Annotated in this window: 22 protein-coding genes; 6 read left to right on the top strand and 16 right to left on the bottom strand. The window is 71.0% G+C overall.

Translation table 11 applies throughout. The features are described from left to right. Nucleotides 1–2: 2 nt before the first annotated feature. Nucleotides 3–722, top strand: coding sequence for an ABC transporter permease (locus tag DEJ47_RS18705; RefSeq protein WP_150169812.1), 720 nt, complete (start codon nt 3–5; stop codon nt 720–722). A gap of 318 nt (nt 723–1,040) precedes the next feature. Here DEJ47_RS18705 and DEJ47_RS18700 read toward each other — a convergent pair whose 3' ends face one another. The 9 genes from DEJ47_RS18700 to DEJ47_RS18660 all read right to left on the bottom strand — a co-directional run bounded on the left by DEJ47_RS18700 (nt 1,041) and on the right by DEJ47_RS18660 (nt 11,043). After that, a complete protein-coding gene (locus DEJ47_RS18700; RefSeq protein ID WP_150169810.1) occupies nt 1,041–1,865 on the bottom strand; it encodes an HAD family hydrolase in 825 nt (274 codons plus the stop codon). Beyond that, on the bottom strand, nt 1,862–3,139 hold the full coding sequence (serS, locus tag DEJ47_RS18695; protein ID WP_150169808.1) for a serine--tRNA ligase: 1,278 nt from the start codon (nt 3,137–3,139) through the stop codon (nt 1,862–1,864). The genes DEJ47_RS18700 and serS overlap by 4 nt, the downstream gene beginning before the upstream one ends. A gap of 548 nt (nt 3,140–3,687) precedes the next feature. Next, on the bottom strand, nt 3,688–4,623 hold the full coding sequence (gene pheA / locus DEJ47_RS18690) for a prephenate dehydratase (protein WP_150169806.1): 936 nt from the start codon (nt 4,621–4,623) through the stop codon (nt 3,688–3,690). A gap of 59 nt (nt 4,624–4,682) precedes the next feature. Continuing rightward, nucleotides 4,683–5,930: an iron uptake transporter deferrochelatase/peroxidase subunit gene (gene efeB, locus DEJ47_RS18685; RefSeq protein WP_223828407.1), complete on the bottom strand. Its 1,248-nt coding sequence runs from the start codon at nt 5,928–5,930 to the stop codon at nt 4,683–4,685. A 14-nt stretch (nt 5,931–5,944) separates the two neighbouring features. Further along, entirely contained in the window at nt 5,945–7,933 is a 1,989-nt protein-coding gene (locus DEJ47_RS18680) for a copper resistance CopC/CopD family protein (protein WP_150169802.1), read from the bottom strand. Between the two features lie 14 nt (nt 7,934–7,947). Continuing rightward, complete coding sequence (locus DEJ47_RS18675) at nt 7,948–8,472, bottom strand: copper chaperone PCu(A)C (protein ID WP_150169800.1); 525 nt, start codon at nt 8,470–8,472, stop codon at nt 7,948–7,950. Beyond that, a complete protein-coding gene (locus tag DEJ47_RS18670) occupies nt 8,469–9,149 on the bottom strand; it encodes an SCO family protein (protein ID WP_150169798.1) in 681 nt (226 codons plus the stop codon). Before DEJ47_RS18670 ends, DEJ47_RS18675 begins: the two co-directional genes overlap by 4 nt. 89 nt (nt 9,150–9,238) lie before the next feature. Next, entirely contained in the window at nt 9,239–9,964 is a 726-nt protein-coding gene (locus tag DEJ47_RS18665) for a YcnI family protein (RefSeq protein ID WP_150169796.1), read from the bottom strand. Between the two features lie 167 nt (nt 9,965–10,131). Continuing rightward, complete coding sequence (locus tag DEJ47_RS18660; protein ID WP_150169794.1) at nt 10,132–11,043, bottom strand: hypothetical protein; 912 nt, start codon at nt 11,041–11,043, stop codon at nt 10,132–10,134. A 252-nt stretch (nt 11,044–11,295) separates the two neighbouring features. Here DEJ47_RS18660 and DEJ47_RS18655 point away from each other — a divergent pair, with 252 nt between their 5' ends. Beyond that, the gene (locus DEJ47_RS18655) at nt 11,296–11,766 is read left to right on the top strand and encodes an ATP-binding protein (protein ID WP_150169792.1); all 471 of its coding nucleotides are present in this window, start codon (nt 11,296–11,298) and stop codon (nt 11,764–11,766) included. Between the two features lie 11 nt (nt 11,767–11,777). Here DEJ47_RS18655 and DEJ47_RS18650 read toward each other — a convergent pair whose 3' ends face one another. Beyond that, nucleotides 11,778–12,215 carry a nitroreductase family deazaflavin-dependent oxidoreductase gene (locus DEJ47_RS18650; protein ID WP_150169790.1) on the bottom strand — a complete coding sequence of 146 codons (438 nt, stop codon included), beginning with the start codon at nt 12,213–12,215 and terminating at the stop codon, nt 11,778–11,780. A gap of 78 nt (nt 12,216–12,293) precedes the next feature. Then, a complete protein-coding gene (locus DEJ47_RS18645; RefSeq protein WP_150169788.1) occupies nt 12,294–13,760 on the bottom strand; it encodes a PLP-dependent aminotransferase family protein in 1,467 nt (488 codons plus the stop codon). A gap of 41 nt (nt 13,761–13,801) precedes the next feature. Between DEJ47_RS18645 and DEJ47_RS18640 the strand changes: the two genes are divergently transcribed. Further along, on the top strand, nt 13,802–14,335 hold the full coding sequence (locus DEJ47_RS18640) for a carboxymuconolactone decarboxylase family protein (protein WP_150169786.1): 534 nt from the start codon (nt 13,802–13,804) through the stop codon (nt 14,333–14,335). A gap of 77 nt (nt 14,336–14,412) precedes the next feature. On the opposite strand, the gene DEJ47_RS18635 is transcribed toward DEJ47_RS18640, so the two are convergent. Both DEJ47_RS18635 and DEJ47_RS18630 read right to left on the bottom strand, forming a co-directional pair. Next, complete coding sequence (locus DEJ47_RS18635; RefSeq protein ID WP_150169784.1) at nt 14,413–15,873, bottom strand: aminopeptidase P family protein; 1,461 nt, start codon at nt 15,871–15,873, stop codon at nt 14,413–14,415. 151 nt (nt 15,874–16,024) lie between these two features. Then, on the bottom strand, nt 16,025–17,560 hold the full coding sequence (locus DEJ47_RS18630) for a PP2C family protein-serine/threonine phosphatase (RefSeq protein ID WP_150169782.1): 1,536 nt from the start codon (nt 17,558–17,560) through the stop codon (nt 16,025–16,027). A 453-nt stretch (nt 17,561–18,013) separates the two neighbouring features. On the opposite strand from DEJ47_RS18630, the gene DEJ47_RS18625 reads away from it, so the two are divergent. Next, complete coding sequence (locus DEJ47_RS18625) at nt 18,014–18,691, top strand: bifunctional DNA primase/polymerase (RefSeq protein WP_150169780.1); 678 nt, start codon at nt 18,014–18,016, stop codon at nt 18,689–18,691. Nucleotides 18,692–18,746: 55 nt separating this feature from the next. Further along, on the top strand, nt 18,747–19,250 hold the full coding sequence (locus tag DEJ47_RS18620; protein WP_150169778.1) for a hypothetical protein: 504 nt from the start codon (nt 18,747–18,749) through the stop codon (nt 19,248–19,250). 242 nt (nt 19,251–19,492) lie between these two features. Here DEJ47_RS18620 and DEJ47_RS18615 read toward each other — a convergent pair whose 3' ends face one another. From DEJ47_RS18615 to DEJ47_RS18605, 3 genes are all read right to left on the bottom strand, one after another. Then, entirely contained in the window at nt 19,493–20,482 is a 990-nt protein-coding gene (locus DEJ47_RS18615) for a DUF5926 family protein (RefSeq protein ID WP_150169776.1), read from the bottom strand. A gap of 68 nt (nt 20,483–20,550) precedes the next feature. Continuing rightward, complete coding sequence (locus DEJ47_RS18610) at nt 20,551–21,168, bottom strand: ATP-binding protein (RefSeq protein ID WP_150169774.1); 618 nt, start codon at nt 21,166–21,168, stop codon at nt 20,551–20,553. A 53-nt stretch (nt 21,169–21,221) separates the two neighbouring features. Next, nucleotides 21,222–22,070: a glycerophosphodiester phosphodiesterase gene (locus tag DEJ47_RS18605; protein WP_150169772.1), complete on the bottom strand. Its 849-nt coding sequence runs from the start codon at nt 22,068–22,070 to the stop codon at nt 21,222–21,224. Nucleotides 22,071–22,314: 244 nt separating this feature from the next. On the opposite strand from DEJ47_RS18605, the gene DEJ47_RS18600 reads away from it, so the two are divergent. After that, a complete protein-coding gene (locus DEJ47_RS18600) occupies nt 22,315–23,880 on the top strand; it encodes a S1C family serine protease (RefSeq protein ID WP_150169770.1) in 1,566 nt (521 codons plus the stop codon). Nucleotides 23,881–23,930: the final 50 nt, after the last annotated feature.

Below are 23,930 nucleotides of genomic sequence, written 5' to 3'. Positions count from 1 at the left end.
TCATGTACGACCCCACTGTCGCCCGGCTCACCTACCGGGCCCTGCTCGGCCGCCGCCGGGCACTCATCCTCTTCGCCCTGCCCGTTCTGCTGATCGCCATCTCCGCGGCGGTACGCGGCTTCAGCGGCGCCGACGACCAAGTGGCCGTCGACGTCCTCGGCGGCTTCGCGCTCGCCACGATGGTGCCGATCATCGGCGTCATCGCGGGCACGGGCGCGATCGGCCCGGAGATCGACGACGGCTCCGTCGTCTACCTGCTCTCCAAGCCTATCAAGCGGCCCGCGATCATCTTCACCAAGCTGATCGTCGCCATCGCCGTGACCATGGCGTTCTCCGCGATCCCCACGTTCGTCGCGGGGATGATCCTCAACGGCAACGGCCAGCAGATCGCCGTCGCCTACACGATCGCGGCCCTCGTCGCCTCGATCACGTATGCCGCGATCTTCCTGCTCCTCGGCACGATCACCCGGCACGCCGTGGTCTTCGGGCTCGTCTACGCCCTGGTGTGGGAGGCCCTCTTCGGCTCGCTGGTCTCCGGAGCGCGCACCCTCAGCGTCCAGCAGTGGTCCCTCGCGGTGGCGGAGAAGGTCGGCAAGGGCGACCTGATCACCTCGGACGTCGGGCTGACGACCGGGGCGGTCCTGCTGCTCGCGGTCACGGTGGCCACCACCTGGTACGCCGGCCAGAAGCTCCGCTCGCTGACGCTGGCGGGCGAGGAGTAACCGGCTTCTTGAAGAAGTGACCGACTTTTATTCGGTGGCGGTGAAGTCGGCGCGCGGGCAGAGTAGTTGGTGCCACCGCGCCGGGGGAACCCGGCGCTCACCTTCTGGGAGAGGAGCCGGCGCGACCGCCACCACGGTCCGTCGAGTTCCCGGCAGGGCAGTCGTGAGAGGCTCCGGAGCGGTTGTCCGCTCCGTCGAGTCCGCGCACGGGGGAACTGCCCGGGGCGGCCGCTTCGAGCGCGCAGAATCCGCATCGCTGCGCGGGCCGCCCCCCCCAGAGGGGGCCAAAAACTCGGCGGAACAGGACCGGAGCGGGCCTCAGCCCAGCAACCGCTCCAGCACCACCGCGATGCCGTCCGCCTCGTTCGACGTCGTCACCTCGTCGGCGACCGCCTTGAGTTCGTCGTGGGCGTTGGCCATGGCCACGCCGTGCGCCGCCCAGGCGAACATCGGGATGTCGTTCGGCATGTCGCCGAACGCGATCGTGTCCACGGCCTTCGCACCCAGGCGCCGCGCGGCCAGCGAGAGGCCCGTCGCCTTGGAGAGGCCCAGCGGCAGGAGTTCGACTATGCCCTCGCCCGCCATGGTCACGCCGACGAGATCCCCCGCGACCTGGCGTGCCACGTCGGTGAGCGCGTCGTCACCCAGACCGGGGTGCTGGATGTACAGCTTGTTCAACGGCGCCGCCCACAGGTCGGCGATGTCCGTGAAGGGCGTCGCGGGCAGCGGGCCGTCCTGGACCGTGTACCCCGGGCCGACCAGGACCTCGCCGTCGATGCCGTCACGACTCGCCGCGAGCGCCAGCGGGCCGATCTCCGCCTCGATCTTGGCGAGCGCCAGACCGGCCAGCTGCCGGTCGAGCGTCACCGAGGTCAGAAGACGGTGCTCCCCCGCGTGGTAGACCTGCGCGCCCTGACCGCAGACCGCGATGCCGTCGTAGCCGAGGTCGTCGAGGATGTGGCGGGTCCAGGGCACCGCACGGCCGGTGACGACGATGTGCGCCGCGCCCGCCGCGGTCGCCGCGGTGAGCGCGTGGCGCGTACGTTCCGACACCGTGTCGTCGGGGCGCAGCAGCGTCCCGTCGAGGTCGGTCGCGACCAGCTTGTACGGGAAGGAGGGCGTGACCGGAGCTGGGTGGCTCACTTGGCGATGGGCTCCAAAATCTCTCGACCCCCGAGGTACGGACGCAGGACCTCGGGCACCACCACGGAGCCGTCGGCCTGCTGGTGATTCTCCAGGAGGGCCACGATCGTCCGCGGGACGGCGCACAGCGTGCCGTTCAGCGTCGCGAGAGGCTGCACCTTCTTGCCGTCGCGCATGCGCACCGACAGGCGGCGGGCCTGGAAGCTGTCGCAGTTCGAGGCCGAGGTCAGCTCGCGGTACTTGCCCTGGGTGGGGATCCACGCCTCGCAGTCGTACTTGCGCGAGGCCGACGCGCCGAGGTCACCCGTCGCCACGTCGATCACCTGGAAGGGCAGACCGAGGCCGGTAAGCCACTGCTTCTCCCACTCCAGGAGACGCTTGTGCTCGTTCTCCGCGTCCTCCGGGTCGACGTACGAGAACATCTCGACCTTGTCGAACTGGTGGACGCGGAAGATGCCGCGGGTGTCCTTGCCGTACGTGCCGGCCTCGCGGCGGTAGCAGGGCGAGAAGCCCGCGTACCGGAGCGGGAGCTTGCCCGCCTCGATGATCTCGTCCATGTGGTACGCCGCGAGGGGGACCTCGGAGGTGCCGACCAGGTAGTAGTCGTCCTTCTCCAGGTGGTACACGTTCTCCGCGGCCTGACCGAGGAAGCCCGTGCCCTCCATCGCGCGGGGACGGACCAGCGACGGCGTCAGCATCGGGATGAACCCGGCCTCCGTCGCCTGGGCGATCGCCGCGTTGACGAGGGCCAGCTCCAGGAGGGCGCCGACACCTGTCAGGTAGTAGAAGCGCGAGCCGGAGACCTTCGCGCCGCGCTCGACGTCGATGGCGCCGAGCGCCTCGCCGAGCTCCAGGTGGTCCTTGGGCTCGAAGCCCTCGGCGGCGAAGTCGCGCGGGGTGCCGATGGTGTCGAGGACGACGAAGTCCTCCTCGCCGCCGACCGGGACGTCCGGGTGGACGAGGTTGCCGAGCTGCTGCAGGAGCCGCTTGGTCTCGTCATCGGCCTCGTCCTGGGCGGCGTCGGCGGCCTTGACGGCGGCGGAGAGCTCGCCCGCCTTCTTCAGGAGCTCCTGCTTCTCCTCGGGCGCCGCCTTGGGGATCAGCTTGCCGAGCGCCTTCTGCTCGGCGCGGAGCTCGTCGAAGCGGAGGCCGGACGACCTGCGCCGCTCGTCGGCGGAGAGCAGGGCGTCGACGAGCGCGACGTCCTCTCCACGGGCGCGCTGGGAGGCGCGAACACGGTCGGGGTCCTCACGGAGCAGGCGAAGGTCAATCACCCCTCAAGGCTACCGTCGCCCGGTTCCGGCCCACGACTCGATATTCCGTTGCGTACGTTATGCCCGTTTTGCCGGAATGTGAATTTATGGGTCAATAAAAAGGGCGGCATTCCCCGAAACGGGGCAGAGTGTGCGCGCCGCTTTGACCGGAACCCCTTGCGGGGAGCGGAACTTGGGCTGCCCGTCCACCGCTGTTGTCCACAGGAATCAGGGGGTCCGGACGGTTATCCACAGGGTGTGCGAAAGATCTGTGGATGTTGGAACATCCCATTCCGTGAGCTGTTCATGCGCCCGGGGAATCCCTTCCCAAACCACCCGCACACCCACTTTCGAGTGGAAATACCTCGCTCCAAAGAGTTGATCAATGGAAAAGAGTGGACGAGGGGTGACGTGCGGGACTGTGGACGTTCTTGGGCGCTCCAGGGCGATTTGTCGACCATGTCACGCTTCGTTGTCGACTTGTCCCCAGGTCGAGACACAAGCCTGTGGATAACTTCTGTGGATAACGTAAATCTGCAGGTAGGACCGGAGTACGAGCGCGGGGGCGGCTAGAAACGTCCGTCCTGGCAGCGCGTCAGCCAGTCCGACGCGGCCATGAACTCGGGGTCCGTCGTACCGGGCCGCGGCGGCGTGACGTCCTCCGTCGCCACCCCCGCCCTCGGATACGACCCGAGGAAGCGCACCTGCGGGCAGATCCGCTTGAGCCCCATCAGGGCCTCGCCGACCCGGCGGTCCGTGATGTGCCCTTCGGCATCCACCGAGAAGCAGTAATTGCCGATGCCCTGACCGGTGGGCCGCGACTCGATCCGCATCAGGTTGACGCCGCGGACCGCGAATTCCTGGAGCAGTTCGAGCAGGGCACCGGGGTGGTCGTCGCCCAGCCAGATGACGACCGAGGTCTTGTCGGCGCCCGTCGGCGCGGCGGGGCGGGCCGGACGGCCGACCAGCACGAAGCGGGTCTCGGCGTTCGCCGCGTCGTGGATCTCGCTGACCAGTGCCTCCAGGCCGTACGTGGCCGCCGCGAACTCACCCGCGAAGGCCGCGTCGAACCGGCCCTCCTGGACCAGCCGGGCACCGTCCGCGTTCGACGCCGCCGACTCCCACACGGCGTCCGGCAGATGAGCGGCCAGCCAGTTGCGGACCTGCGGCTGGGCCACCGGGTGACCCGTCACCGTCTTGATGTCCTTCAGCTTCGTGCCGGGCCGCACGAGGAGCGCGAAGGCGATCGGCAGGACGACCTCGCGGTAGATCATCAAGGGCGCACCCTTGGCGAGCTCGTCGACGGTGGTCGTGACGCCGCCCTCGACCGAGTTCTCGATCGGCACCAGCGCGGCCGCCGCCTCACCGCTGCGGACCGCGTCCAGCGCGGCGGGGACGGAGACCATCGGGACGAGCTCCCGGGTGGCCGCCTCGGGCAGCGTACGGAGAGCCGCCTCGGTGAAGGTGCCCTCGGGGCCCAGGTACGTATAGCGCGTCGCCGACATACCGTCACCCTAATGCGCCGCGCGTGGCGTGGCTCACGCGTCTCACCCAGCGACCCGGCTCACCCCTCCAGCAGCCGCTGCCCCACATACTCGCCCTTCCCCGCCCCGCCCGGCACCGCGAAGAGCCCGCTCGCCTCGTGCCGGATGAACTCCGACAGGGCGTCCCCCCGGTCGAGCTTGCGCTGCACCGGGACGAAGCCGCGCATCGGGTCCGCCTGCCAGCAGACGAAGAGCAGCCCCGCGTCCGGCTCGCCCTTGTCGTCGAAGCCGTCGTGGTACGAGAACGGGCGGCGCAGCATCGCGGCGCCCCCGTTCTGGTCGGGCCGGGTGATGCGGGCGTGCGCGTTGGCCGCGATGACGACCTTGCCGTCCGGGCCCGTCTTGTCGAGCTTCGGCTCGGTGGTCTCCGTACCGCCGGTCAGAGGGGAGCCATCCGACTTGTGCCGGCCGATCACCGCCTCCTGCGCCTTGGTGCCGAGCTTCTCCCAGTCGTCGAGGAGCATCCGAATGCGGCGTACGACGACGTAGGAACCGCCCGCCATCCACGCGGGGTCACCGTTCGAGGGCACGAAGATCCGCTCGTCGAAGTCCTTGTCCGAAGGCTTCGGGTTGTTCGTGCCGTCGACCTGGCCCATCAGGTTGCGGGTGGTCATCGGCCGCGCGGTGGCGCCCGGCGAGCGGTTGAAGCCGTTCATCTGCCAGCGCACCCGCGCCGTCCCCGACGCCTCCTGCTGGATCGCGCGCAGGGCGTGGAACGCGACCAGCGGGTCGTTCGCGCCGATCTGCACCCACAGGTCGCCGTTGCTGCGCGCCTTGTCGAGGTGGTCGGAGGAGAAGTCGGGCAGCGGGTCGAGCGCGGCCGGGCGCTGCTTCTCCAGACCTGTGCGGGAGAAAAAGGAGGCGCCGAATCCGAACGTGACGGACAACGAGGACGGGCCCGCGTCCCGGGCGACGGCCGTGTCCCGGCCGTCGGCGGGCTCGCCCGCCATCAGCCGCTCTGCCGTGGCCGACCAGCGGCGCAGCAGCGCCGATGCCTCCTTTCGGCCCGCTCCCGCCGTCAGGTCGAAAGCGATCAGATGGCCGCGGGACTGCAGAGGCGTGGTGATGCCGGGCTGATGTTTCCCGTGAAACATCACCTGATCGGAGCCCAGGGAGGCCAGCTCCGTCTTCGCGCCGGCGGCCGCGGCATCCGCGGTGTCGGAGGGCGCCGCCGCGTACCCGACGGCACCGCCCGCCGCGCCGAGCGCGAGGCCCGTCGCGCCGGCGGTGCCGAGCAGCCGCCGCCTGGAAATCCCGTTGTCCGCCATGGTGGTTGTTCCGTTCAGCCGATCTGCGCGTTCTTCTTCACGGTGACCTGGTCGATGTCGGAGGTCCGCACCGTCACCGCGATCTTCCATGTGCCTGCCATAGGGACCTGCACGCCGTTCGCACTCCAGTGTCCGGTGGCGATGTGGTCCGGAGCGACGGGCAGCGGGCCGACGTCCTTGGCCTCGTTGGTGAGGGAGACCTTCACCTCGGGGACGTCGAAGGCGCTGCCGTTGGGCCGCTTCACATAAAGGTGCAGGGTGTTGCTGCCGGTGCGGCCGGGGTCGAGGTCCAGCTGCACGGTGCCCTTGCCGTCGGTGCCGCCCGTGTCGAACGGCACCTTGAGCTGGAGGGGGCCCGAGCGCTGCGCGGCCGCCGCAGTCGTGGCGTTGGCGGCCTCCTCCTCGGTACGGCCCGGCTCGGTCGCGGTGAGGAACGTCGTCACGCCCAGCAGGACCACGGCGATGCCCGCCTCGGCGAGCACCGAGCGGCGCAGACCGGAGCGGTACGGGTCGGCGTCACGGATGCGCTTCTCGCGGGCGCTGTCCATGGCGGCCTGCTGGCGCGCCAGCTGGGCGGAGCGCTCGGGGTCGTCACCGTCCTGTCCGGAGGCCGGCACGGTGACCGGCTTCATGGCGGGCTTCGCGGCCGGTTTTCTCTGGGGCTTCTTCGACGTCTGCCTGGACGCTTGCCCGGACGTCTGCTTCGTGCGCTGTTCGACGACCACGGCGGCCGCGGCCTCCGGGGCGAGACCGCTCGCCTCGGTGGCGATCCGCCCGGTCCACCGCCGCGACACGGAGGCGACGCCCACCAGGACGACGACCAGTCCGATCTTGACGAGGAGCAGCTGCCCGTACGAGGTGCCGGTCAGCGCAGACCACGAGCCGACCTGCCGCCACGCCTGGTAGGTGCCGGTGGCGGCGAGCACGACGACGCTGGTGAACGCCACGGTCGAGAACCGCTGCACGGCCGAGGCCTCCACCGCGGTCGTCCGGAACAGCGCGACGAGCAGCGACGCGAGCCCGCCGAGCCAGGCGGCGACGGCCAGCAGGTGCAGCACGTCGACGGGCATCGCGATGCCCGCCTGGATGCCGGTCGAGGCGTGCTCTGCCATGGCCCACGTCGCCGCGATGCCGAGGGCGACGACAGTGCCGCCGATGGCGAGCCCGAAGGTGAGGTCCTTCTTCTCGGCGGCCTGACCGGGCCCCTCACGCTTCACGTACGCCCCGAAGAGCACCGCGATGAACAGCGCGGCGGCGGCGAGCAGCAGCAGCCGGGAGACCAGGGCCGCGCCGGTCTTGGTGTTCAGGACGTCGCCGAGCTTGGCCATGTCGAAGGCGTCCCCGAGCTTCCCGGAGCCCGTGTAGGGGGCGCGCAGGAGCAGCAGGACGAGGGTGGAGGCGGTGAGTGTGACCCAGCCGGCCGTCACGAGCCGCTGCACGGGCCGCACCCCCGCGCCCCGCGGCCAGCAGCCGAGGACGAACGCGGCACCTCCGACGAGCAGGATGAACCCGGCGTACGACAGGTAGCGCGCGGTGTCGTAGAGGCCGCCGACGAGGCCGCCGCCCGCCTCCTGGTCGGGCAGCGCGACCTTTGTGTCGGAGGGCGCGCCGATGGAGAACGTGTAGGCGCCGGCGACCGGGTGGCTGTCGGCGGAGACGACTTGGTAGGCGACGGTGAAGGTGCCGTCGGGCAGGCCCGGACGCAGTTTCACGCCGTACGTGTTGGCGCCCAGGTCGGTCGTCTTGTCGGTGTCGACGCGTTTGCCGGACGGGTCGAGCACCCGCACGGACCCGTCCGACATGGCGACCTTCTCGGAGAAGGTGAGCTTGACCTGGTCGGGGGCCCGGTCGACCACCGCTCCCTGCTTCGGGTCGCTGCCGGTCAGCGCGGCGTGCGCGGACGTGGGCGCGGCACCGGCGAGGAAGAGCCCGGTCATGGCGAGGAGCACCAGCAGAAGCTGCCAGAGGCGCGGGGGCCTGGAGCGGGGAGCGATGGTCTGCATCAACGGTCCGTCCCTCAGTGCGACTTGTGCGACGTGTGCGAGGCGTTGCTGTCGTGCTGCCCGGGGTTGTACGTCGCTTCCTTGACCGGAACCTCGACCGTGATCGGGTCCGACTTCTGGAAGTGCAGTGTCAGAGCGACCTTCTCGCCCTTCTTGAGCTTGTGGTCGAGCTTCTCGAACATGACGTGGTTGCCGCCGCTCACGAAGGAGAGCTCGCCGTTCGCGGGCACGTCGAAGGACTTCTCCTCCTTCATCGCGCCGCCCTTGGTGCTGTGCAGCGTGACGGCTTTCGCGATGTCGCTGGTGGCGGAGGTGAGCTTGTCGGCGGCGCCCTTGTTGTCCAGCGTGAAGAAGCCCGCCGCCATGTCGGCCATGGTGGGCTCGGGGACGTAGGCCCCGCTGACCTCGATCGCGGGCTTCTTCGCGGTGTTCTTGGAGCCGGAGCCCGAGTCGTCACCGCAGCCGGTGAGGGCGAGGGCGGCGGTCAGTGCCAGGGCTCCGCCGGTGAGTGCGCGGTGCTTGGTGGTGCGGTGGTTCACGGGGTCTGTCCCTTGAGGAGCTTGGGGAGGTCCTTGGTGTAGTCGCCTGCGGTGGCGTCCTCTCCGTAGAGGACGTATCCCGCGTCGTTCTTCGGCGAGAACGCGAGGACTTGCGTGCCGTGCATCGAGACGATCTTGCCGTTCTTGTCCTTCTTGGACGGCTCGATGCTGATGGCGAGCTGGCGTGCGCCGGCCTGGATGGTGGCGAAGTCGCCCGTCAGACCGACGAAGTCGGCGTCCACGCCCTTGAGCCACTTGCCGAGCTCGGCGGGGGTGTCGCGCTCGGGGTCGGTGGTGACGAAGACGACCTCGAGCTTGTCCTGGTCGGCCTTGGGCAGTGCCTTCTTGGCGACCGCGATGTTGTTCATCGTGAGCGGGCAGACGTCGGGGCAGTGCGTGTAGCCGAAGTAGATCAGTGTCGGCTTGCCCTTCGTCTCCTCGCGCAGGTCGTACTTCTTGCCGTGCGTGTCGGTGAGGACGAGGTTCGGCTTCTTGTACGGCTTGTCGAGGACCGTGGCGGCCTTGCCGGAGTCGGTCTCCGCGGAGACCTCGGCGACCGGTTTCTTGTCGTCACCGCCGCCGCAGGCGGTCAGGGTGAGGGCGGCCACGGCCAGCAGGGCAGCGGCGGCGAGCTTCTTGTCGGTGCTCTTGGGGCTCTTGGTGCTCTTGGTGCGCATACGAAAATGTCCCAGATGTGAGGGGGCCGGGGTGCGCCGGGGCGGCTGTGTGCCGCGTCGGCGCACCCCGAGGGGGCTCAGCCTGCGGCTCAGCTCGTGGCGCGGCGACGGCCCGCGAGCACGCCGAACGCGACGCCCGCGACACCGATGACGATGCCGACGATGCCGAGCACGCGCGCGGTGGTGTCACTGCTGTCGGAGGAGTCCGCCGACGCGCTCTCGGTCTTGCCGCCCTTGTCGTCCGCCTTGGCGGGGTCGGCGGCGGCGCCGTGCCCGTCGGACGCGGCGGTCAGGGCGAGGGCGGGGGCCGGGTGCTCCGGCTCCTCCTGGCCCTTCTGCTGCGGCTCGATCCAGCGGACGACTTCCTTGTTGTCGTACGTCTGGACGGCCTTGAAGACGAGTTCGTCGGCGTCCTCGGGGAGCTGGCCCATGGAGACCGGGAACTTCTGGAAGGTGCCGGGCTGGATGCCCTTGCCGTCGGCGGTCCAGGTGACCTTGGAGACGGCCTCGTCGATCTTCTCGCCGTGGATCTCCAGCGGCTTGTCGAGCTTGGCCTTGGTGACCTTCGCGGTCCAGCCGGGAACGGGCTGCGTCATGACGGAGGCGAGCGGGTGCTCGCTCGGGAAGGACACTTCGAGCTTGTTGGTCGAGGCGTCGTCCATCTCGTTCGGCACCTTGAAGTTGACCGTGGCGTAGCCGCCCTTGGCGGCCTGGCCCTCCGCGGAGACGCTGACGTGCGCGAACGCGGGCGCCGAGAGAACGAGAACGGCGGAGGCGGCGACGGTGCCGACGGCGGCGATGCGGGACATCTTCATGACAGGAACACTCCACTTTCGTCAGTGGTGACCGGGCAGGGGACGCGCGGGGCGCCGTGCCGGGTACGGGGTGCGTAGTACGCGGGGACGGGGATGCGGCGGCCGCGGGGGCACGCGCGCGTGCGCGCCGAGCGACCCCTCCGTACTGCGCTGTGGAGTGTGTCGCTTCAGGCGGCGAGTTCGACGTCGCGGGCGCCGGCCGGGGGGCCGCGCCTGATCACCGCGTCCTCGAGCGCGACCGTGCGCGGCTTCGCGGGGACGAGCAGCGCGGTGCGCGGTGCGCGCGGCCCGGTCGTCTCGGGTGCGCCGGGCAGGCCTGCCCGCAGGGCGCGTACGAGAGTGAGCGCCGAGCGCAGGGAACGTACGAGCGCCCCTTCGGCCACCCCGTGCGCCCCGTCGGCGAGCCGGACGAGGCGGAGCAGCGCGAGGTCGCCGCGCCGCAGCAGCCACCCGGCGGCGAGAGCCGCGAGGACGTGCGCGAGGAGCATCGGAAGGGACGGCACGAGCCCCATGCCGCCCATCGACCCCATGCCCCCGCTGCCCGGCGTACCGCCCGTCATCGAGTCCAGGGCCGAGTCCGCGGCGGCGACGGCGGAGCTGCCGTGCTGGTGGCCCGCGGAACCGTCCGCGACGGCCCCTGCCGCTCCGGAACGCCCCGTTCCGCCGGGCCCGAGCCCGGCGGTGGTGAGGATCCGGTGGGCCTGCGCCGGCGTGATCGTCGCGGCGCCCGCCCCGCAGACCAGGCGCGCGGCCCGCTCCACCAGGGAGGCGTCGCCGCCCGCGGCGGACGTCGCCGCCGTGCCGTGCTGGCCGAGCCCGAACAGCGCGTGCAGGCCCAGCTGTCCGGCCGCGAGGAGCGCCGCGATGCCGGGCAGCGACCGGGCCCGCCCGGCGAGCGGCAGCGCGACCGCGAAGACGGCGAGGAAGCCCACGCCCAGCGTCCACAGCGGGACGGAGGCGCAGGAAGCGAGCACATGGCCCCCGGCGGACAGCGCGACGCAGACCGCGGCGAACGTCGCGGCCCGCAACAGCCGGAAGTCGGCTCCGTCGCGCGGCTGGCGCTGGTGGGGGGCAGTCATGGCCGGGCCATCATCGCACTGGCCCCTCCCCGTGCACACGGCAGGTCCGGAAGGTCCTGTTCCAGGTGATAGGTGGGGCATGGGCGGGGAACAGACGGGGCATGCCAGGCCGTCCCCGTCCCGGCGTCCTACACCGAGTGGCGGGTGGCGCGCGTCCGCCGTATGGGCGGCATCACGTCCATCGCGCGCTTATTCGGGGGCGCGGGCGGCAATACGTATCGGTATGTCGAGCCGCAGCCAGGAGGCTGGAGCATGAGCATGTGGTGGTCTCTCCATTTGCGGCGCGAAGCCGCGAGCGTCCCGCTCGCCCGCCGTCTGCTGATCGGCACGATGGAGACCGCGGGCGTCGACCCGGACGTCTCCTACGACCTGTCGGTCGCCCTCAGCGAGGCCTGTGCGAACGCCGTCGAGCACGGGGGCGCGGGCGCCCCCGGGAGCACGCCGGGCGGCTACCGGGTCACGGCCTACCTCGACGGCGAGAAGTGCCGCATCGAGGTGACCGACTCCGGGCCCGGCTTTCCCGGTACGTCACGTCCGGCGCCCCGGCCCGTCGCCTCGGAGACGGATGAGCACGGCCGTGGCCTCGGCCTGATCGAGGAGCTCGCCGACCACGTCCACCTCGGCAACAAGCCGGGCAGGGGCGGCGGTGCGGTGATCAGCTTCGACAAGATCCTCAAGTGGCGCGAGGACGCGCCGCTGATGATGCCGCTGCTGACGGCGTAGACGTCACGGCTTCAGGGAGCGCACTTCGGGGAGTGAGCCGCGCGGGTCAGCGCGATCACCGGGATCGTGCGCGGGGCGCGTGCGCGGAACTCCGCGAAGTTCGGGTCGCGTTCGATCTGGCGGCGCCACAGCTCGTCGTGCTCGCCCGCGTCGACGGGCGCGGCCACGGCGTCGTACCGTTCGCCGCCCACCTCGACGACGACAGCGGGGTCCGCGACGAGGTTGTGGTACCAGCCGGGTGCCTTGTCGGAGCCGCCGTTCGAGGCGAAGACGACCAGACGGTCCCGGCCGGGATCCGGCAGATACACCGCCGGAGTCGTCCGCGGCAGCCCGCTCTTCGCGCCGCGCGTGGTCAGCAGGAGCAGGGACACGCCCTCGAAGGGGCCGCCGACCCGCCCCTCGTTGGCACGGAACTCCTCTATGACGCGCTGGTTGAAGGCATTGCTCATGGTCCGGTCCCCCGTGATCGTTCAGTGCTGGAAGCCCTGCAAGTTCCCACTCAACGATCACCGGGCCGGACGTATTTCTCAGGACGCCGGTGGCAGCGTCCGCAGCAGCGCCTCCAGCGCCACCCCGTACGCGTGCTCCGTCGGTGTCGAGTATCCGACGACCAGTCCGTCCGCGGCGGGCATCGTCGCCCGCGGGTGGCGGAACGTCGCGAGTCCGTCCAGCGCGACGCCCTGCCAGGCCGCCGCCTTGAGCGCGGACGCCTCCGTTCCGGGTGGCAGCCGCAGCACCGCGTGCAGGCCCGCCGCGATGCCGGTGGCCGTGATGTGCGGGGCCCGTTCGGCGAGGGCGGCGACGAGCCGGTCGCGGCGGTGCCGGTAGCGCTGCCGCATCCGGCGGATGTGCCGGTCGTACTGGCCGGAGGCGATGAACTCGGCGAGCGTGAGCTGGTCCAGGACGCTCGCCCACGCCTCCCGCTCTCCCTTGGCCGCGAGGACGCCCTCCACGAGGTGCTCGGGCAGGACCATCCAGCCGATGCGCACAGCGGGGGACAGGCTCTTGCTGACCGAGCCGAGATAGACGACCCGTTCGGGGTCCAGGCCCTGCACGGCGCCGACCGGCTCGCGGTCGTAACGGAACTCCCCGTCGTAATCGTCCTCAAGGAGGACGCCGCCACTGGTGCGCGCCCAGTCGACGACCGCCGCGCGCCGGGCGGGGTGCAGCGGGCCACCGGTCGGGAACTGGTGGGCGGGCGTGAGCAGCACGCCACGCACGCGTGGAGCCCGTTTCCCGGTCGACTCCGCAGCCCTTGTCGTCAACTCCTCCACGCGCGTGCCGTGTTCGTCCAGGCCCAGCGGCACCGTCCGTACGCCCGAGTCCTCCAGGATCTCGCGGTGGAACCCGAGCCCGTACGACTCCACGGCGAACGGTCCGCGCAGCACACCGCCACCCGCCCCCCGCGCGCCCGCGAACAGCAGCCGCAGCCCGTGCGCGAACCCCGAACAGACCACGATGCGCTCGGGGTCCGCGCGCACGCCCCGCGCCCGCGTCAGATAGTCGGCGAGCGCCCCGCGCAGCTCGGCGCGGCCACGTGGGTCACCGGGTCCGAAGGCGTCGTTGGGCGCGCCGTTCACGGCCCGCCGGGCGGCCGCGAGCCAGGCGGTGCGGGGGAAGGAGGAGGCGTCCGGCCGGCCCTGGCGCAGGTTGTACGCGGGCGCCTCGGGACGCGCGGGTACGGGCTTCGGCTGCCGCGGGCGCCTGGGCGCCCTCGCACGCTCGGCCACGCGCGTCCCCGACCCCTGCCGCGCCGTCAGCCAGCCCTCGGCGACCAGTTCGGCGTAGGCGTCGGCGACCGTGTTGCGCGCAAGACCGAGGTCGGCGGCGAGCGAACGGTAGGGCGGCAGACGCGTGCCGGGGGCGAGCCTGCCCTCACGCACGGCATCACGCAGCGCCCGAGTGAGAACGGCCCGGCGACTGCCCGGACCTGACAGATCGACATGCAGGTCACTGCCGATGCGCTCCGCCACATTGACCCATGATTCCGGCATGGAAATGCACCCTACTGGAGGTCTTTCACGCGCCTAGATTCATGGTCATGACGAACAACATGAACACCGCCACGAACAACACGAACACCGCCACGAACACCGCTCGGACCACGGTCGCCGCTCCCCGGCTCAACTTCGCCAAGGCCGCCCCCAAGGCCTTCAAGGCCCTCATCGGCTTCGACGCCGCCGCCCGCGACGGCCTCGACCCGGCCCTCGTGGAGCTCATCCAGATCCGCGCCTCGCTCCTCAACGGCTGCGCGTACTGCCTCCACATGCACACCTCCGACGCACGCAAGGCGGGCGAGGACGAGGCGCGGCTGCACATGGTCGGTGTGTGGCGCGAGGCCCGCACCTTCTTCACGGAGAAGGAGCAGGCCGCCCTCGCCCTGACCGAATCGGTCACCCTGGTGGCGCAGGGCGGCGTCCCGGACGACGTCTACGGAGAGGCCGCTCGGCACTTCGACGAGTCCGAGCTGGCCCGTGTGCTCGCGCTGATCTTCACGATCAACACGTGGAACCGCATCGCCCTGAGCACCGCGAAGGTCGCGGGCGAGGACGAGAGGGTCACCCACTGAAGCCCACTGAAGCCCACTGAAAAAGGCCGGTCCCCCGGAGGGGGACCGGCCTTTCGTCGTCGTACGACAGGTGAGGCTCAGCCCTTGAGCCGTGCCATCCATGCCTCGACGTCGTCGGACGTACGCGGCAGCGCGGCCGACAGGTTCTTGTTGCCGTCGGCCGTGACGAGGATGTCGTCCTCGATCCGGACGCCGATGCCGCGGTACTCCTCGGGCACGGTGAGGTCGTCCGCCTGGAAGTACAGGCCGGGCTCGACCGTCAGGCACATGCCGGGTTCCAGCGTGCCGTCCACGTACGTCTCGGTGCGCGCGACGGCGCAGTCGTGGACGTCCATGCCGAGCATGTGCCCGGTGCCGTGCAGCGTCCAGCGGCGCTGCAGGCCCAGCTCCAGGACGCGCTCGACGGGGCCCTCGACGATGCCCCACTCGACCAGCTTCTCGGCGAGCACGCGCTGCGACGCGTCGTGGAAGTCGCGGAACTTGGCGCCCGGCTTCACGGCCGCGATGCCGGCCTCCTGCGCCTCGTACACGGCGTCGTAGATCTTCTTCTGCAGCGCGTCGAAGCGGCCGTTGATCGGCAGCGTGCGGGTGACGTCCGCGGTGTAGTACGAGTGCGTCTCCACTCCGGCATCGAGCAGGAGCAGCTCGCCGGAGCGGACGGCGCCGTCGTTGCGCACCCAGTGCAGGGTGGTGGCGTGCGGGCCCGCGGCGCAGATCGAGCCGTAGCCGATGTCGTTGCCCTCGACGCGGGCGCGCAGGAAGAACGTTCCCTCGATGTAGCGCTCGCTGGTGGCCTCGGCCTTGTCGAGGACCTTCACGACGTCCTCGAAGCCGCGGACGGTGGAGTCGACGGCCTTCTGCAGCTCGCCGATCTCGAAGTCGTCCTTGACCAGGCGGGCCTCGGAGAGGAAGACCCGCAGCTCCTCGTCGCGCTCCGCGGTGACCTTGTCGGTCAGGGCCGCCTCGATACCGGCGTCGTAACCGCGCACGACACGGACGGGGCCGGTGGCCTCGCGCAGCTTGTCGGCCAGCTCGCGCACGTCGGAGGCGGGGATGCCGTAGAGCTTCTCGGCCTCGGTGAGGGAGTGGCGCCGGCCGACCCAGAGCTCGCCCTGGCCGTCCAGCCAGAACTCGCCGTTCTCGCGGTTGGAGCGCGGCAGCAGGTAGATCGTGGCCTTGTGCCCGTCGGAGACCGGCTCCATGACGAGGACGCCGTCCTCGGTCTGGTTGCCGGTGAGGTAGGCGTACTCGACGGAGGCGCGGAACGCGTACTCGGTGTCGTTCGAGCGGGTCTTCAGGTTCCCCGCGGGGATCACCAGACGCTCGCCGGGGAAGCGCGCGGAGAGCGCGGCACGGCGGGCGGCGGTGTTCCCGGCCTGCGCGACCGGCTGCAGGTCGTGCAGCTCGGTGTCGGCCCAGCCGGACTTCATGTTCTCGGCGAGCTCGTCGGAAACGCCCGGGTACAGGCCGTTCTTGCGCTGCTTGATCGGCTCTTCTTCGGTCTCTTCCGGGGTCGCCGGGTTGAGCGCCTCCGACACGATCTGCCTCCTATGTACGACACTGGGCCACCCTCCATCGTACGGGCGTACGGAAGGGGTCCCAGGGCCGGAAGGCCACTTACACAGCGTGCCCGGAGTCTCACCCGCAAGCCCTCCACGCGCGCGTGCCCACGGGTCACGCGAAGCCGTGTCACTCGAAGCGTGCCGCCAGGAGCACGACGTCCTCGTCGCTGTCCACGGAGTCGAGCCCGTCGGGCAGGACGGTGTGCAGCACGTGGTCGACGATGGCCCCGGGGTCGTCCCTGATGCCCTTGGGAACGCTCGCCGCCGCCGCGTGCAGCCGTGCGAAGGCCCGGTCCATCGGGTCGCCGGTTCGGTGCAGGAGCCCGTCGGTGTAGAGAAGCACCGTTTCTCCGGGCTCCGGGGCGAGCTCCACGCTCGGCGCCTCCCAACAGGCGAGCATGCCGAGCGGCGCGGACAGGGACGTCTCCACATACTCCGTGCGCCGCTCCCCGATGATCAGGGGCGGGCTGTGCCCGGCACCGGCGAGGACGATCTTGCGCCGAGCCGGTTCGCAGTACGCGAAGAGTGCCGTCGCCGACCGCGCGGGCTCGGTCAGCCGCAGCAGCAGCTCCAGGTCGGAGAGGACGGCCACGGGGTCCTCGCCCTCCATCACCGCGTATGCCCGGAGCGAGGCGCGCAGGCGCCCCATCGCGGCCACGGCGCTGGGACCGGAGCCGGTGACGGAGCCGACCGCGAGGCCGAGCGCCGCGTCGGGCAGCGGCAGCGCGTCGTGCCAGTCGCCGCCGCCGCGCGGCCCGGTGCGGTGCCGGGCGGCGAGCTGCACCCCGGCCACCCGCGGCAGCCGCGAGGGCATGAGCTCGTCGCGGAGGGTGGCCTCGCTGGTGCGGGCGCGGTCCAGGACGAGCAGCCGCGCCACGTGCTCGGAGGCCTGGCGCGCGTAGAGCCCGACGAGGTGGCGTCGGCGCTCGTCCGGCTCGGCGGGCTCGTCGTACAGCCACACGGCGGCACCGATCCGGCCTGCTGTCTCGGTACTCAGGGACAGCGCGTAGCTCGCGGCGTAGCCGAGGACGGCGGCGACTTCGCGGTGGCGGGGGTCGAGGCTCTCGTCGGCGAGCAGGTCGGGCTGCGCGATCTCGTCCGGCACGGTGCCGGGTCTGTCCTCGTCGGCGTCCAGGATCCTGCCGTACGAGGTGGCGCGGCGCGGCACCGTCTCGATGTGCCCGAGGTCGGCCCGGCCAAGGCCCAGGCCGATCGTGGTCTCGGGGCCGAGTCCGTCGGCCGGTTCGATGACGGCGAGGCCGCGCCGGGCGCCCACGAGGGCCGCTCCGGCGCGCAGGAGTTCGCGCAGCGCCTCGTCGAGGGTGGCCGTGCGGGCGAGCCGCTCGGTGAGTTCGTGCAACGTGGTGAGGTCGGAGACCCAGCCCGCGAGCCGGTCCTGGATCACCGCGCCGGGTGCGCCGGCGACGGGAGTGCCCGCCGGGCGTGCCGCGGCGGGTGTGGTCTGCGCGGTGGGCGCGACAGTGTGTGCCGGTGGCGGAACTGTGGAATCGATTCCGGCCACTTTCGGAAGGTGAGGGGCGTTCATGGCTGACGGCTTTCCGGCCGGTGCGTAATGCTCAAAAGCATCGCAAACCCCCATGTCACTATGCGCCGCTAGCAATGCCTCCAGATGTACACGCACTGGTGAGGGGATGTCCAGCATTGTCCTGCCGGGATTCATGGTGTTCGGGGGAATTCCGTGAATCCTAAAAGATCTTGAAAAGTTGGCTGAAAACAGCGCCGGGTTGAGGCATATTAGGATCGACTGACGTTGTTCGGTAAAGCGTTGCAGTGGTCGCGCTGGGTACGTACTCAGTGATGGCCAGGGGCAGTTGGGACCGATCCGGAACCTGTCGAAGGGCCCGGGCGTCCTAACTCACGACGACCGTGCCCCATCCTCCCGTGGCGGAGGCGGCAAGCAATATCGCGGGACGGCAAACGCCAGGCGCCGCCACCCCACGCCACGTCAACGCTCGGTTCAGAGTGGTTCCCCATGCCGCAGGCTGGGTGCAGATGTGCCAGCTCGTACGTACAGCGAAGTGATCCACACATGGTGTGATGTGGCCCGCAGTCTCCCCGGCTAACGCCGGCGTGCAACGGAAAGGAACGAGCGCTCATGCGCGAGATCCTCGGAAGGCGACGCAGGCTCCTGTCCTGGCGAATCGGAAGGAAGCCCGGCCGGAGCGCCGGACAGCTCGGCGCGGCTCTGACCTTCGCGACCGCATGGCGGTGGCCCGTACTGCCAGGCGTCGGTCTCGACCGGCGCGACGGCACCCGGTGCGCCTGCCCCGACCCCGACTGCGCGGTACCGGGCGCGCACCCCCTCGACCCCGGCCTCCTCGCCGCCACCACCGACGAGCGGATGGTCCGCTGGTGGTGGACCAACCGACCCGGCGCGCCCATCGTCCTCGCCACCGGAGACCGCGCCCCGTGCGCCGTCAGCCTCCCCGCGGAAGCCGGGGCGCGCGCCCTCGCCGCGCTCGACGAGGCGGGCATCCGGCTCGGCCCGGTGGTCGCCACCGACGCCAGACTCCACATCCTCGTCGCGCCGTACTCCATGGCCCAGTTGGGCGAGCTCCTCTACGCAAAGGACTACGTCCCGGGTTCCCTCCGCTTCCACGGCGAGGGGGGTTACATCGCCCTGCCGCCCTCCGTGACCGGCCAGGGCCCGGTCCGCTGGGAGCGCGCGCCGCTGCCCGGCTCCGCCGCCCCCTGGGTGCCGGACGTCGAGGCGGTCGTGGACGCCGTCGTCGACGCCCTCACTCGTACGGGTGTGAGCGCGCCCGAGTTGTAGGGGAATTGGGCGCGCGGCGAGCGGGCCGCGCGCCCACTGTCGTTATCTTCGGCTCATGCAACCCCGCCTGATCATGCTCCTGGGCGTCGCGGCCGTCACGGTTCTCCTGCCGCTCGCCGGGGCGTCCGCGGGGCCCGTGGGCGACGGTGACGCGAAGTCGCCCCTCCCCACCCCCACAACCGACCCTTCGAACGCCCCTTCGGAGCCGCGCGCGGAGACCACCTCACGGTGCGGCCCCGAACTCTCCTCGCCCGACGGCATCGAGGCGCAGACCTGTGTGCTCACCCTGGGCCGCGACACCTGGGCGCGTACCTATTACCGCAATGCCACCGGCGACGAGCTGACCGCCGTCCTGACCCTGATGGGCCCCGGCGGACGCACCGTGCAGATGCACTGCGAGGTGGAGGCGGGGGACGAACCGGCAGCGTGCGAGACCCCGCACGAGCGGACGGCGGGCGGCGCGGCGGCGTACTCGGCGGTGGCGGAGTACGCGGCGGGCGAGACGGGCGGGCTGCTGCTGCGCTCGGGCAGCAACTCGGCGCCCTCGCAGGGCAGTTGAACCGTCGACCGGGTCCAGGGCACGAAAGGGCCCGGTTGCTGGCGACGGGGGATGCACCAGCAACCGGGCTATCTGAACGGTAACAAGAGATCGGCTCTTGGCAAATTCGATCCCAGTTATCCGGACAGGGATTTACTTACCGCTACGGGGAGTTGTGACTGGAGTCACCGCTTCCGTTCACACTCGTGCCGACTGACTGGCGCGTCAGTCGCTACGGGACGGTACGCGTGGGTGCGGTGAGGTCAGCTGAGGGTGACCTGGCGGTTGGTGAGGCCCCCGCGCGCGCGGCGCTCGTCCGCGGTCAGCGGGGTCTGCGAGGAGAGTGCCGTCGCGAGCCGCTCGGCGAACTCCGCCGCGGGCTTCTCGACATCCGCCGCCGAGACACCGGTCGGCAGGTCCCACACCGGGACGGTCAGACCGTGCGCACGGAAGGAACCGACGAGGCGGGTGCCCTCGCCGAGGCTCGACGTACCGGCCGCGTGCAGCCGGGCCAGCGCGTCGAGGAGCTGCTCCTCGGGGTGCGGCATGACCCAGCGCAGATGGTTCTTGTCCGGCGTCTCGCACCAGTACGCGGCGTCCACGCCGGTCAGCTTCACCGTCGGAATGGCGGCATCGTTCGCCCGTTCGAGGGAGGCGGTCACCTCCGGCGTGGCGTTCTCCGCGTCCGGCACCCAGAACTCGAAGCCCGCGTGCACGACCGGCTCGAAACGGCCCTCCGGGTCGATCAGGTCCTGCAGTCGCGGGCCGTCGGCCGGAGCGCGGCGGCCCTTCACCGGCGTACCCGGCTCGGCCTCAAGGGCGCGCTGCAAGGTGTCGGCCAGGTCGCGGCTGATGTCGCCGGACGCAGTGTCGTTCTGCAGACCGAGCAGAACCGAACCGTCGTCGCGGCGCAGCGCGGGCCACGCCATCGGCAGCACCGTGGCGAGGGACACCGACGGAATGCCGTCGGGCAGCCCGCCCTTGAGGGTCAGCTCGACCGTGGCAGCGGGCACCAGCTCGCGCAGCGCGATCCAGTCGCACTCGCCGGGCAGCCCCTCGAACGGGCGCTGGACCAGCTCGGTCACCGCGTGCGCGGCGGCCCGGCCGTGACACGCCTTGTAGCGCCGGCCCGAGCCGCACGGGCAGGGCTCACGGGCGCCGACGACCGGATAGTTCTCAGCGCCGCCGGTGCGGGCTCCGTCCTTGACCTGCGACTGCTGCTTGCCCTTGGTCTGAGGGCGCTTCTTGGCCATCTGGGTGTCTCCCGGCTGCGGCTCTGTTGCACTCTTCCGTACGGGCGCGAGCCTAGCCGTTCGCGGATTCAGTCCAGATCGTCGAAGGGGTCCACGAAGGCGAGCTCGGATATCGCGGCCGCCGACGGGGCGGCGACGCGCGTAGCGAAATCCTCGTGGTGGTGCCCTCCTTGCACGACGGCCCACACGGTGACCTCGCCGTGCACGTCGTCGCGGACGCCCCAGGCGTCGGAGAGCGCCGTGATGATGTTGAGTCCCCGGCCGCCGTGCGCCGTCACCGACGGAGTGGCCGGCACCGGGCGGGTCGGGCCGCCGCCGTCCGTCACCTCGACCGTCAGACGGCCCGCCTCGTCGACGTGCCACGCCACGCGCACGTCGCCGTCGCCGACCATTCCTCGGCCCAGCGGCCTGCCGTGCCGGCAGGCGTTGCTGAGCAATTCCGACAGGATCAGTACGGCATCGTCGACGACCGATTCGGACACCCCGCTCATGCGCAGCTGATTGCGCATGTGATGCCTTGCTTCCCCCACGCCCGCAGGGCCATGGGGAACGGCCATGCTCGACGACGTGGGCACCTCCCGTGCCACCACCAACGCCACCCCCGAGACCTCCTTCGCCCCACGCCACGGTGTGGATGCCCCAATGGACTGGACCGGAAACCGGCCAACCCACGTCCGGTGACGCACTCGTGACGATCGAATACGGACCGAACGCGCCGGTGCACTCCCTGTAACCGGAGTTAATGGAGTCCCAGCTGATTCAGCTGTGACAGAACCTGCTTGGGGCGGTTGGTGATGATCGCATCGACACCCAGCTCGGCGCAGAGCTCGACGTCCTCCGGCTCGTTCACCGTCCATACGTGCACCTGGTGTCCCGCACGCCTCAGCTTCGCGACGTACGAAGGGTGGCTGCGCAGGATCCGCATGGCCGGACCAGCGATGCGCACTCCCTCGGGGAGGCGTCCGTCGCGGTGGCGCGGCGAGATGAACTGCATCAGGTAAACGGTCGGCAGCGTCGGGGAAGCGGCCCGGACACGGTGCAGGGAACGCGCCGAGAAGCTCATGACACGTACCGGCGAAGGGCCCTCCGGGGGCGGCGCGTCCAGGCCGAACCGCTTCAGGAGCAGGAGCAGGCGCTCCTCCACCTGTCCCGCCCAGCGGGTGGGGTGTTTGGTCTCGATCGCGAGGCGTACGCGACGGCCCGAAGCATTGCTTTCGGCCACGAGCTCGAGGAGCCGTTCCAGGGTCAGGACCGAGGTGTCCGCCCCGGTGTCCTCGCCCGTGGCGGACGCCCAGTCGGGGTCCTCCTCGGCCTCTCCGTGGTGCTTCTTCCAGGAGCCGAAGTCCAGGGCGGCGAGGTCGGCCAGTTCGAGGGCGGAGACGGCGCCGCGCCCGTTCGACGTACGGTTGACGCGCCTGTCGTGGACACAGACGAGGTGGCCGTCGGCGGTGAGCCGTACATCGCATTCGAGGGCGTCGGCACCGTCCTCGACCGCCTTCTTGTAGGCGGCCAGCGTGTGCTCGGGAGCGTCCTCGGACGCTCCGCGGTGGGCGACGACCTGAATCTGGTGCTGTCGTGCGAGGGTCACCGCGTCATGGTGCCATCACGGGGTACCCGGAGGCTCGCCGGGCGAGGCCCTGCCGGGGCGCCGGACACACAGGATCGGCTTATGGTGCCCTGACAGCCCATGGGAAAAGCTGACTGCAGACAACTGCGACTGTGACCGTGCGACCGCGTGACGGCCGCGTACAGCCGCAGGGTCCGCACAGCCGACACCGCAAGGCCGTGACCGAGAACGCACGCAACGACAGCATGGACCGAGGAGAAGAGCTGTGAGCACCGAGAACGAGGGCAACGAGGTACCCCAGGCCCCGTCCGCGCCCCCCGCGCCGGTGGACGCTCCCGCTGTTCCCGCAGACTTCACAGGATCCGGTTCCGTGAGCGGTGCCGCCGGAGCCTCCGCGTCCGGTGGGGCCGCCGGGCAGCAGGGGCCCGAGGCGGCGCCGTCCGCTCCCGCGCACGCCCCCTCGGCGGCGCCTCACGGAGCGCCGCACGGCGCGGCCCACCAGAGCGCACCGCACGGCGCGGCCCACCAGAGCGCACCGCACGGCGCGGCCCACCACGGCGCGCCGCAGGCCGCCCCGCAGGCCGCGTCCGGTGCCGGGAACTGGCCGCCGCCGCAGCCGCCCGCTGTGCCGTCGTACGCCACGGAAGGCGGCTCCGGTTCGGGCTGGGGCGCCTCGTACCACCCGCAGGAACCGAAGCCCGGCGGCCGGCGCGGCGGTCTGGTCGCCGCGGTGCTCGCGGCGGCCCTGATCGCGGGCGGCATCGGCGGCGGCGTCGGCTACTGGGCGGCCGAGCGCGGTGACAGCGACACGAGTTCGACGACGGTCTCGGCCCCCGACACGCCCGCCGACCTGAAGCGCGAGCCCGGCTCGGTCTCCGACATCGCGAACAAGGCGCTGCCGAGCGTCGTCACCATCGAGGCGCAGAGCGGCGGCGGCGAGGGCGGCACGGGCACCGGCTTCGTCTACGACACGCAGGGCCACATCCTCACCAACAACCACGTCGTGGCGTCGGCAGCCGAGGGCGGCAAGCTCCAGGTGACGTTCTCGAACGGCAAGAAGTACGCCGCGGAGGTCGTCGGCCGTGCCGAGGGGTACGACGTGGCGGTCATCAAGCTCAAGAACGCCCCCTCCGGCCTGCAGCCGCTCAAGCTCGGCAACTCCGACCGGGTGGCCGTCGGCGACTCGACCATCGCGATCGGCGCGCCCTTCGGCCTCTCGAACACGGTCACCACCGGCATCATCAGCGCGAAGCACCGCCCGGTGACCTCCAGCGACGGCGGTCAGAGCGGCAAGAGCTCGTACATGAGCGCGTTGCAGACCGACGCCTCCATCAACCCCGGCAACTCCGGAGGCCCGCTCCTGGACGCGCGCGGCGCGGTCATCGGCATCAACTCCGCGATCAAGCCGGCCGAGAGCGGCGGCGGCCTCGGCGGCCAGGGGCAGTCCGGCTCCATCGGCCTGGGCTTCGCGATCCCGGTCAACCAGGCCAAGCAGGTCGCGCAGCAGCTGATCAAGACCGGCCAGCCGGTCTACCCCGTCATCGGTGCCTCGGTCTCCCTCCAGCAGGAGGGCGCGAACGGCGCGACGATCTCCCGCGAGGCCGTGAGCGGTTCGGAGCCGGTCACGCCGAACGGCCCGGCGGACAAGGCGGGCCTGAAGCCCGGCGACGTCATCACGAAGCTGGACGACATGGTGATCGACAGCGGCCCGACCCTGATCGGCCAGATCTGGACCCACAAGCCCGGCGACAAGGTCAAGATCACTTATGAGCGCGACGGCAAGGAGCACACGGTCGACGTGACGCTGGGCCAGCGCAAGGGCGACAGCTGACCCGCTAGTCTTGTCCCCGCGCCGTCCGGTTCCGGTCCTGTTGCCGGTGG

Origin of the sequence: Streptomyces venezuelae (assembly GCF_008642355.1) — a bacterium.
GTDB lineage: Bacteria > Actinomycetota > Actinomycetes > Streptomycetales > Streptomycetaceae > Streptomyces > Streptomyces venezuelae_B.
This window is presented reverse-complemented; position numbering and strand designations above follow the sequence as displayed.